The sequence below is a fragment of the Halovulum marinum genome (assembly GCF_009697225.1).
GTDB lineage: Bacteria > Pseudomonadota > Alphaproteobacteria > Rhodobacterales > Rhodobacteraceae > Halovulum > Halovulum marinum.
In genome coordinates this window covers 1-9,468 of the sequence record NZ_WIND01000043.1, presented here as the reverse complement: position 1 = coordinate 9,468, position 9,468 = coordinate 1, and the positions used below count along the sequence as shown (strand labels likewise).

Below are 9,468 nucleotides of genomic sequence, written 5' to 3'. Positions count from 1 at the left end.
GCGGTCACCGGCAAGGGCGTCAAGGGCGTGGTGGACGGCAAGGCTGTCGCGCTCGGCAATCTGGCGATGATCCGCGAACTGGGGCTGGAGGCGGGCGAGTTGACCGCCAAGGCCAATGACCGCCGCGACGAGGGCGAGACGGTGATGTTCGTGGTGCTGGATGGCGAGATCGCCGGTCTTGTCGCGGTCGCCGACCCGGTAAAGGAGACCACCCCCGCCGCGATCAAGGAGCTGCACGATCTCGGGTTCCGCGTCATCATGGCGACCGGCGACAACGAACGCACCGCCAAGGCGATCGGCGCGCGTCTCGGCATCGACGAGATCCGGGCCGACGTGCTGCCCGAGGACAAGGCGCGGATCATCAAGGAATTGCAGGCCGAGGGCCGCAAGGTCGCGATGGCCGGCGATGGCGTGAACGACGCACCGGCGCTGGCACAGGCCGATGTCGGCATCGCCATGGGCACCGGCGCCGATGTGGCCATCGAAAGCGCGGGCATCACGCTGGTCAAGGGCAACCTCGACGGGATCGTGCGGGCGCGGCGGCTGGCGCGGGCCACAATGCGCAACATCCGCCAGAACCTGTTCTTCGCGCTGATCTACAACGCTTCCGGCGTGCCGGTCGCGGCGGGGGTTCTGTTTCCCTTCTTCGGCATCCTGATCAGCCCGATGTTCGCCGCCTTTGCGATGAGCGCCTCGTCGATCTCGGTCGTGCTCAACTCGTTGCGTCTTCGCGGAGCGAAGATATAGGAATGGAAATTCAACATGACACGTCAACCTGATCCTTCACATGTTCATCACGATCAGCCGGAACATGCCCCCCGGCCTCCGTCGTTCTGGCGGTCACGCGCCGGCGTCTATCTGATCGTTGCGCTGGCGGCGGGTGGCCTTCTTCTGGGCTTTGAGCACAGGGTGCACATTCTGGGCAGCGGAATGTTGATCTGGCTCCCGTTGCTGCTGTGCGTGGGGATGCACTTCTTCATGCACGGGGGCCACGGCGGGCATGGCAGTCACGGCAAGGGGAATGATGAATAATGGACGATGCCGGTGCCTCATACGGCCTATGGCTGCTGGTGTTCATCAACTCCGCGGTTTTCATTATCTTCGCCTTCAGCTTCTTCAAACCGCAGACCAAACGCGACTGGCGGAGTTTCGGCGCGTTCAGCGCCTTCGTCGTGGCGCTCTTCACCGAGATGTACGGGTTCCCGTTGACGATCTTCGTCCTGTCCGGCTGGTTGCAATCGACCTGGCCGGATATCGACTGGTTGGCCCACGATAGCGGGCATCTGCCTGAAATGATGTTCGGCTGGCAGTCAAACCCGCATTTCGGCCCCTTCCATATCCTGAGTTTCGCGCTGATCGGAGGCGGCTTTTGGCTGATATCCGTGGCATGGCACCATCTCTGGTCCGCGCAAAGGCAAGGGCGGCTGGCCACGACAGGTCCCTATGCCCGCATCCGCCACCCCCAGTACGTGGGATTCGTTCTCATCATGCTGGGCTTTCTGATGCAGTGGCCAACCATCCTGACGCTCGCGATGTTCCCGGTGCTGGTCTGGATGTACGCCCGACTGGCCAGAAACGAAGAGGCAGACAATCTCGCGCGGTTCGGGGAGGCCTATCGACGCTATATCAAGGCGGTGCCTGCGTTTTTTCCTGAAGTTTCGGGTGCGACGCGGGAAACTGACTCGCCGTGAACAGAACTGAAATCAACAAAGGAGTAAGTCATGAAGACGCAGTATATAGCATTTGCCGCAACTCTTGTGTTGCTGACAACCCAGCCGGCATTCGCTGACTCCGACAGCATGCAAGATGAGATGATGAGCAGCGAACTGATGATGCCGGCGATGAATTCGTCCGAGGGCCGAAAGCTTTTTGCATCGAAGGGATGCGTCGTATGCCACTCGGTCAACGGCGTCGGTGGAGAAGACGCGTCGATGCTGGATGCGGAGTTCATGGACATACCGATGAACCCCTTCGAGTTCGCCGCCCGCATGTGGCGTGGCGCCCCCGCGATGATCGAAGCGCAGGAGGACGAACTGGGATACCAGATCGAGTTCACGGGTGAGGAACTCGCCGCGATCATTGCCTTTGTCCACGACCCCGATGAACAGGCAAAGTTTTCCGAGGCGGACATCCCGGACGCGCTCAAGGAGATGATGGAGCATTTGGAGGAAGAGGAAGAGGAAGAGGAAGACCACGACTAGGCCGAACTGTAGCCATCAGGCATTCGCCCTCATCCCCGCAACAAAGTTTCGGGATCTGCGCGAAGTGACTAGGCGGGAGGGAACCCGATTGGGCAGGAACAGGATTACGGGGAACGTGGCATTCACCGAGAGGGGTGAAAAAAGGTTTATAGGATGGCCGTGAAGAAGTTCGCAATTGCAATGCTTTTTGTTGGCGGACTAGGGACAACTCTTGTTGCCCAGTCAGATGAAGAACGCGACCGGCCAAGGGTCAGCACCCAGATGCACGGCGCCGACGCTGCAAACCCTGCGCCTGACACCGAGACAATCAACGTGCCCGAAACCCTCAGCGCGCCAGCCTATTTCGGCCAGATTGCTTTCGAACGCGCCTGCTCGTCCTGCCACGGCACCAACGGGGCCGGCGGGACTGGCAAGGGCCCGCCGCTGATCCATCCTATTTACGAACCCGGTCATCACGGAGATACGGCTTTCCTTCGGGCCGCCATGGCTGGAGTGCGGTCGCATCATTGGGATTTCGGTGACATGCCGCCCGTTGAGGGAATCACCGATGAAACCGTTGCACTGATCGTGGCATATGTTCGCGAATTGCAGCGTGCGAACGGAATCGAGTGATGGCGGGTCGCCCCGCACCGCCTCGGGCTGTCCCGAGGACGATCGTGCTGATCGGCGGCTCGGGCGATGTTGGCCGCAGATTGGTGCCATTGCTGCTCGATCACATGTCGGACAGTATTCTGGTGGTTTCGCGCGCTGGCAATGCACCAGATGATCGGGCAAAGGCGCTGCGGCTCGATATCGCAGATGCGGATGCCGCGGCCGGGCTTCCGCCTGGCGCGACCGTGGTGAACCTGAGCGAAGCCACGCCACCATCCATCGCCGCCCATATCGTTCGCACAGGCGGAAGGTTTCTCGAATCTTCGGCCTCGCCCGATTATGTGCAGGCGATCACGCGGGCGGCGGTGGCCACCGGCGGCCCGGGCATGGCCGTTGTCTGCACCGGGACCGCGCCAGGTCTCAGCACATTGATGGCCGCCGAAATCGCGCAAATGAAAGGATGCGCGACCATTGATATCGGGTTGGAACTCGGCATGGGCCGACACTACGGCGCGGCGGCGACGGAATGGTCGATCGGGGCCGTCGGCACCGTTTATCGGCTTTCCGGTGTCACAGGTACGATGGTGCGACCCGGAGACATGCGTCGTTCATTTGCCTTCCAGCGGACGGGGCGGGAGCGGCCTGCGCTCGGCATCGGCTTCCCGCAGCAGGGCATCGCGGGGCGCTCCGGTACCAGCTCCACTGTCCGGGCACGCACATTTCTGGCGTTCGATCCACCCCATGTGACGCGCCTGGTCTGGTTACTCCTGCGCCTCGGCCTCGGACCGGCCCTGATGCGGCGCAAACACGGGCTGACGCGCATCCTGATGCGGCTGCCGTCCCTTGGGCGCACATGTACCCGGATCGAGGTCGAGGCGCAGGGGCCGGACGGCGGCGTTCTGGCCTCCCGGCATCTCACGGCCGGCGATCAGGCCGAAGTCACGGCAGCTATGATCCTGGCGACGATCCGCGCGATCCATTCAGAGGAGGCACCGCTGAGCGGCGCAACGACCATCGTCGACCACCTGACCCTGTCCGGGGCACTCGACGCTTTGCGCGGATTGCTTCCCGAAATGCCGATCGAGACTTGGACCACCGGGACCGACGGAGAACGGGCATGAAACGCGCTCGTAGCATCCTACGGCTTGCCCGTATCTTTGCCAGCATCTCGACGGAAATTCGGGCGCTCCGCCGGTACGACCCGACCGGCGGCGACATGCGCGCACCAGATCGGCTTGCGCAGAACCTGATCGGTCTCGGCCCGGTCTTCGTGAAGCTCGGGCAGATTCTCAGCACCCGTCCCGACATCCTGCCCGAAAGCCACGTCGTGCGGCTGTCAGAGTTGCAGGAGCGCGCGCCCGAGATGGATTTCGCGGCGATCCGGCGGGTTGTCGAGGAGGAACTCGGCACGTCGCTCGAAACGGCCTTTGACAGCTTCGAGCCGAGGCCGGTCGCGGCCGCGTCGCTCGCCCAGGTGCACAAGGCAACGCTGGCGGACGGCACGACCGTCGCGGTCAAGGTACAGCGCCCGGGGTTGGAGGCGTTGTTCCGCCGCGACCTCGATGCACAGGAGTTCGGGCTTCGGCTCCTGCGTGTGCCGGCGCCGCGACGGCTTCGCCGCACCAACCTGCCGGCGTTTCTGGCGGAGTTCCGGCGCTACTCGATGGGCGAACTGGATTTCCGGGCCGAAGCCCGCGTCATGGACCGATTCCGCGTAAACCTCGCCGGACAGGACGGCGTGCGTATCCCAATGACCTTTCCCGACCACACGTCGGCCCGCGTGTTGACGATGGACTGGGTCGAGGGCATGCGCCTGTCCGAGGCGGCGGCCAGTCTCTCGGGCCAAACCAGATCCGCGCTAGTCGAGAGGCTGATGTCGATGCTGCTCAGAATGTTTGTCTCGGACGGCCTGTTTCACGCCGACCTCCATCCCGGCAACATCGTCTTTCACGCCGATGGCACTTTCACGTTGTTCGACTTCGGCATGTTTGGCGAACTGAACGAGGCCGGTCGCGACCGCTTCGTGCTCTATTGGATGGCCGTGGCGCAGCGACAGACCCGGCGCGCCTACCATCATTTCAGCCAACAGACCAAGCCGCTGCCAGGCGCGGATCACGCGCTCTTCCGGCAGGCCTTCAACGACCTCGCCGCCCGGTTCTATGCGGTGCCTTCGCGCGAGGCCAGCCTTGCGCGGACATACCTCGCGATGATGCGCGCAGGCTACCGCGCCGGGTTCGTCTTTCCCGCCTCGCTGATGCTTCACGCCAAGGCGCTCACGACGGCCGAGGCGCTTCTGTTCGAACTGGCGCCCGACGCCCGCTTCGACGAAATCTCGCGGCCCTTCATCGCGCGGGAGGTCGCCGCAAGGCTTGCAGCAAGCGATCCGCTAGGGCGCATCTCCCAGATTCTTCCCGAACTTCTGCTGACGGGCGCCATGCCGCCCGCAGAAGCGATTGACGAGAGCTGGGACAGCTCATCGACCCGCGGCATGTGGGAAAGCGTGATGGGCGCCTTCGGGCCGGCGGACAGGGGCCTTGGGAGGGCCGGGCTTATGGCGCTGTTTCACCATTTCGCGCAGTGCCACCTGGGGCAGGAGACGGAGCGAGTACTTTCGGAGACCTGGGCGACATACGATGTTCTGGAGGCGGATCTTCCGCTTCAGCAGAACACCGGCGCGATCCTGACCACGCATCTTGCGGCGCTGACCCTGGCACTGCACCGGACCCTAGTCTCGCATGGTCGGTCGTCCGCGCAAAGCCACACGTTAATTCATGCGATCGGTTGGGATATCTACTGCCGAATGGCCGATCCCCCTTGGGAACTGGCTCGCACGATCACCGCAGATCCGGCAAAACGGCTGCGGATCGCAACCGATATGTTCCGCCGCTTCCCATTCGGGCCACCAGGTTATGGCTGGCGCGATGTCGACGCGGGTGAGGATGTCGTAGCGTTCGATTGCACGAAGTGCCCGGTGGCCGAGTTCTTCGCCCATCACGACGACGCGGAACTTTGCACCGCCACGTGGTGCGCGCTCGATTTCCCGGTAGCCGAGAAGTGGGGCGGAAGGCTCGTGCGGCCCAAGACCATTGCCGGCGGCCATGATCATTGTGACTTTCGCTGGCATTCCGAACCGGGTCTGGACGATGCGGAATCAACCAAGGCGAGGCCGAATGCAGAACGAAGATAGCAACGATACCTACCGCGAAGGCTCGATCACCCTGGGTGGGGCAGTCGCGATGGGAACCGGCGTGATGATCGGGGCAGGCATATTCGCGCTGACCGGGCAGATCGCACAGCTGGCCGGACCACTTTTTCCGCTTGCCTTCATCGCGGGCGCAATCGTCACCGGTTTCAGCGCCTACAGCTACATTCGGATGTCCAACAAGTGGCCGTCCTCCGGCGGAATCGCGATGATCCTGCAGAAATGCTATGGCCCCGGTGCCGTCGCGGCCGGGGCTGCCCTGTTGATGGCACTCAGCATGGTGATCGCGGAGAGTCTCGTCGCCCGGACTTTCGCGACTTACGTCTTGCGACCTTTCGATATCGATGGTGGACCACTGGTGCCAATCCTCGCCGTGGGTGTCATCGTATTCGCCTACGTTGTGAACATCGCGGGCAATCGGTCGGTCGGGCTGTTTTCGCTGGTCATGGCGGCGATCAAGATCGGCGGCATCGGGCTGTTCGGCATTGCCGCGATATGGTCCAGCGGCTTTCGGTTCGCGGCCGCGGCCGCGTCCGACCAGGCGCAAGCCTATGGCGTGACCGGGTTCATCGCTTCGATGGCCTTCGCGATCCTGGCCTTCAAGGGGTTCACCACGATCACCAACAGCGGGTCCGAAATCACCGAGCCGAACCGCAACGTGGGTCGGGCGATAATGCTGTCCATCGGGATTTGCGTGGCCGTCTATCTGCTGGTGGCCTTCGGCGTCGGATCGAGTCTCACGATCGACGAGATCGTCGCGGCGCGTGACTATTCGCTGGCCGAGGCGGCAAAGCCCGCACTGGGTCAGACAGGCTTCCTTCTGACCGTCATTCTTGCAGCGGTCGCCACTGCGTCCGGGGTGCTGGCCAGCGTGTTCGCGGTGTCGCGGATGCTGGCGATGCTGACCGACATGAAGATGATCCCGCACAGCCATTTCGGAATGTCGGGTCCAATCCAACGGCATACTCTGGTCTATACCGTTGTCATCGCTTCGACGCTCGCGGTGTTCTTCGATCTGGGTCGGATCGCCTCGCTCGGCGCCTTCTTCTATCTTGTCATGGATATGGTGGTGCACTGGGGCGTCTTCCGCTACCGGCGTGAAGAAATCGGAGCGTCCAGCCTCGTGCTGCTGGCCGCCCTGACGCTCGACGCGGTGGTACTGGTGGCCTTCACGGCGATGAAACTCCAGAGTGACCCAGTCATCGTGCTCTACGCAATCTCCGGCATCGCCGCGGTCTTCGCTCTCGAGAGATTGTACCTGTCTCGATGGCTGGCACCGCAGGTGGCTCATGAACACTGAGGGTATCGCGAAAACCCACAGACGCCCACCTACAGGTCCTGGTAGCAGACGCGAAGCCAGAACTTCGCACCTTCGGGTTGCTCGATCCAGAGGCCGAGAATGTCCTTGGTTCCGTCTGGCAGACCGCCTTGTTCCGCACGAAGCCTTCATCACCGATCTTTACCCTGATGGCGTCGAAGAAGACCAGCGGGTAGCAGGCGTCGAGCGGCCGGTTCTGCCATTCGGCCACTTCCTCCAGCACCGCGCTCGTCACCGCCGAGATCAGGTCGGGCGACACATCAATGCCGTAGAGTTCCTCCAGATGCATGCGGATCTCGCGCACGCTCATGCCGCGCGCATACATCGAGATGACCTTGTCGTCGAAATCGGGAAACCGGCGCTGATACTTGGCGATCAGTTTGGGATCGAACGTTCCATCGCGATCGCGCGGAATGTCCAGCGTCATCTTGGACGTGCCCGTCAACATCGTTTTCTTCGACTTGCCATTGCGGTGATTGCCGACGCTTCGGTCGGAATCGCCCACCAGATGCTCGTCCAGTTCGGCATTCAAAAGCCGCTCCGACAGCGCCTTCTTGGGGTCACTGCATAAAAGTGACATTATCGTCCGGTTCGTGCGAACTTTACGGGAACATTCGCGGTTTCAGTCGGATTTTTAGCCTCTGAGGGCATTGTAGAGGCTTGTTTTGCTGATCTTGAGGCGCGCTGCGGCCTCTCGGACGGTCAATCCTTCGCCGATATGGGCTCTGGCCTGCTCCAGCTTTTTTGGCGTGACGACAGGCTTGCGCCCGCCTTTTCTGCCGCGCGCTGCGGCGGCCTTCAATCCGGCCTGTGTGCGCTCGACGATGAGGTCACGTTCGAACTGAGCAAGTGCGCCGAACAGATGAAATACCAATGTACCGCCGGTGGTGGTTGTGTCCACGCCTTCGGTCAGAGATTTAAAGCCAACGCCACGGTCTCCGAGATTTGTCACCGTTTCAACCAGGTGCTTCATGGAGCGGCCAAGACGGTCGAGTTTCCAGACGACGAGCGTGTCGCCGTTGCGCAGAAATGCCAGGGCCTCATTCAGGCCTGCGCGGTCTGCTTTGGTGCCGGAGATGACGTCTTCAAACACGGTTTCGCAACCTGCGGCTTTGAGCGCATCCACCTGTGGTTCCATCTTTTGCTCAATGGTCGAGACTCGCGCATATCCAATCAGTGCCATGAAGATAGCCTTGTCCGTTTTCCTGTCCATAAATCAATTTGTCCGACTTCCCGTTGTCAAGCATATTGGCGGACGGACCGGGACGTTCCGCCAAACGAACGTTACACGGACATGCATGTGAGAAGGGTATTTCATGGCACGGCGACAAATATTGACGGCAAGTTTTTGGTCTCGGTTGATGGCGCCGCCCTCGGAGGATCGAGAGATTGCGATGCATTGTACGCTCACCCCGGATGAGATCGAGGCTGTCGCCAGAAAGCGAACCGCTGCCGCCCGTCTGGGTTATGTCGTATCATTGGCTTATCTGCGCCATCCCGGGCGGGTTCGTAATGTTGGAGAACAGCCCAACGACGTGATGCTGGCCTTTCTTGCAGATCAGGTTGATGCCAGCGCCTCCGATCTCACGGTCTATGATCAGCGCCCGCAGTCACGGCGCGAACATATTACGCAGATCATGGCCCGGTTCGGGTATCAGGCCTTCACAAGATCCCTCGTACGGGAACTTGTTCATTGGCTGACACCAGCAGCAGGAGAAGACCCACGGGCTGAGCCTTTGGCGATCTCGTTGATAGAAGAACTGAGGCGGCGGCGTATCCTGATCCCGGCGCGCCGTACCGTTGAACTGATTGTCAGGCACGCGATCCGGCGCGCAGAAAATGTCAGGATTTCCGCTCTGACCCAGGACCTGCATCCGGATCACCACGATGCTCTGCGCGCTTTGATTGCGCCCCTTGAAACGGGCGAGGTGTCGACGCTGAGTTGGTTGAAGGCAGCACCCAAATCAGCCTCGGCCAAGTCCATCAAGGCTGTTCTTGATCGCCTGATGGTGGTTCGAGCGATAGGCTTGCCCACCAGTTTGCGTCAGAACATCTCGACATCGGCGGTCGATAGTCTGGCTGCGCGTTCCGGGGTGATCCGGTCGGGGATTCCGATTTGATCCGGTCACCCATTCCAATCTGATCCGGTCACCGAT

General features: G+C 61.7%; 10 protein-coding genes and 1 pseudogene. 9 read left to right on the top strand and 2 right to left on the bottom strand.

Features of this window, described 5'->3' with window-relative positions; translation table 11 throughout:
• The 8 genes from GE300_RS21600 to GE300_RS21570 all read left to right on the top strand — a co-directional run.
• Positions 1-747: HAD-IC family P-type ATPase (locus tag GE300_RS21600; RefSeq protein ID WP_154449639.1), on the top strand; the 747-nt coding region annotated here is incomplete at its 5' end.
• Positions 748-762: 15 nt separating this feature from the next.
• Complete coding sequence (locus GE300_RS21595; protein WP_154449638.1) at positions 763-1,032, top strand: DUF2933 domain-containing protein; 270 nt, start codon at positions 763-765, stop codon at positions 1,030-1,032.
• Positions 1,032-1,691, top strand: coding sequence for a methyltransferase family protein (locus GE300_RS21590; RefSeq protein ID WP_154449637.1), 660 nt, complete (start codon positions 1,032-1,034; stop codon positions 1,689-1,691). Before GE300_RS21595 ends, GE300_RS21590 begins: the two co-directional genes overlap by 1 nt.
• Before the next feature lie 30 nt (positions 1,692-1,721).
• Positions 1,722-2,201: a c-type cytochrome gene (locus tag GE300_RS21585; protein WP_233417299.1), complete on the top strand. Its 480-nt coding sequence runs from the start codon at positions 1,722-1,724 to the stop codon at positions 2,199-2,201.
• 153 nt (positions 2,202-2,354) lie between these two features.
• Entirely contained in the window at positions 2,355-2,813 is a 459-nt protein-coding gene (locus GE300_RS21580) for a c-type cytochrome (protein ID WP_154449636.1), read from the top strand.
• 44 nt (positions 2,814-2,857) lie between these two features.
• Positions 2,858-3,913 (top strand): hypothetical protein, encoded by a 1,056-nt coding sequence (locus GE300_RS23425; protein ID WP_233417298.1) that lies wholly within the window; start codon positions 2,858-2,860, stop codon positions 3,911-3,913.
• Complete coding sequence (locus tag GE300_RS21575) at positions 3,910-5,979, top strand: AarF/UbiB family protein (protein ID WP_233417297.1); 2,070 nt, start codon at positions 3,910-3,912, stop codon at positions 5,977-5,979. The genes GE300_RS23425 and GE300_RS21575 overlap by 4 nt, the downstream gene beginning before the upstream one ends.
• Entirely contained in the window at positions 5,963-7,294 is a 1,332-nt protein-coding gene (locus GE300_RS21570; RefSeq protein WP_154449634.1) for an APC family permease, read from the top strand. Before GE300_RS21575 ends, GE300_RS21570 begins: the two co-directional genes overlap by 17 nt.
• Before the next feature lie 47 nt (positions 7,295-7,341).
• On the opposite strand, the pseudogene GE300_RS21565 reads toward GE300_RS21570, so the two are convergent.
• Together GE300_RS21565 and GE300_RS21560 are read right to left on the bottom strand one after the other, a co-directional pair.
• Positions 7,342-7,868 (bottom strand): annotated as a pseudogene (locus GE300_RS21565) (IS256 family transposase); the annotation flags it as partial.
• 78 nt (positions 7,869-7,946) lie between these two features.
• Positions 7,947-8,495, bottom strand: coding sequence for a recombinase family protein (locus GE300_RS21560; RefSeq protein ID WP_154449633.1), 549 nt, complete (start codon positions 8,493-8,495; stop codon positions 7,947-7,949).
• Between the two features lie 133 nt (positions 8,496-8,628).
• Here GE300_RS21560 and GE300_RS21555 point away from each other — a divergent pair, with 133 nt between their 5' ends.
• Entirely contained in the window at positions 8,629-9,432 is an 804-nt protein-coding gene (locus tag GE300_RS21555) for a DUF4158 domain-containing protein (RefSeq protein WP_154449632.1), read from the top strand.
• Positions 9,433-9,468 lie beyond the last annotated feature (36 nt).

What these genes read in the sequence shown, in the direction of transcription:
- GE300_RS21595 (WP_154449638.1), top strand. Translation starts at nt 763, where the DNA reads ATGACACGTCAACCTGATCCTTCACATGTTCATCACGATCAGCCGGAA.
- GE300_RS21590 (WP_154449637.1), top strand. Translation starts at nt 1,032, where the DNA reads ATGGACGATGCCGGTGCCTCATACGGCCTATGGCTGCTGGTGTTCATC.
- GE300_RS21585 (WP_233417299.1), top strand. Translation starts at nt 1,722, where the DNA reads ATGAAGACGCAGTATATAGCATTTGCCGCAACTCTTGTGTTGCTGACA.
- GE300_RS21580 (WP_154449636.1), top strand. Translation starts at nt 2,355, where the DNA reads ATGGCCGTGAAGAAGTTCGCAATTGCAATGCTTTTTGTTGGCGGACTA.
- GE300_RS21575 (WP_233417297.1), top strand. Translation starts at nt 3,910, where the DNA reads ATGAAACGCGCTCGTAGCATCCTACGGCTTGCCCGTATCTTTGCCAGC.
- GE300_RS21570 (WP_154449634.1), top strand. Translation starts at nt 5,963, where the DNA reads ATGCAGAACGAAGATAGCAACGATACCTACCGCGAAGGCTCGATCACC.
- GE300_RS21560 (WP_154449633.1), bottom strand. Translation starts at nt 8,495, where the DNA reads ATGGCACTGATTGGATATGCGCGAGTCTCGACCATTGAGCAAAAGATG.
- GE300_RS21555 (WP_154449632.1), top strand. Translation starts at nt 8,629, where the DNA reads ATGGCACGGCGACAAATATTGACGGCAAGTTTTTGGTCTCGGTTGATG.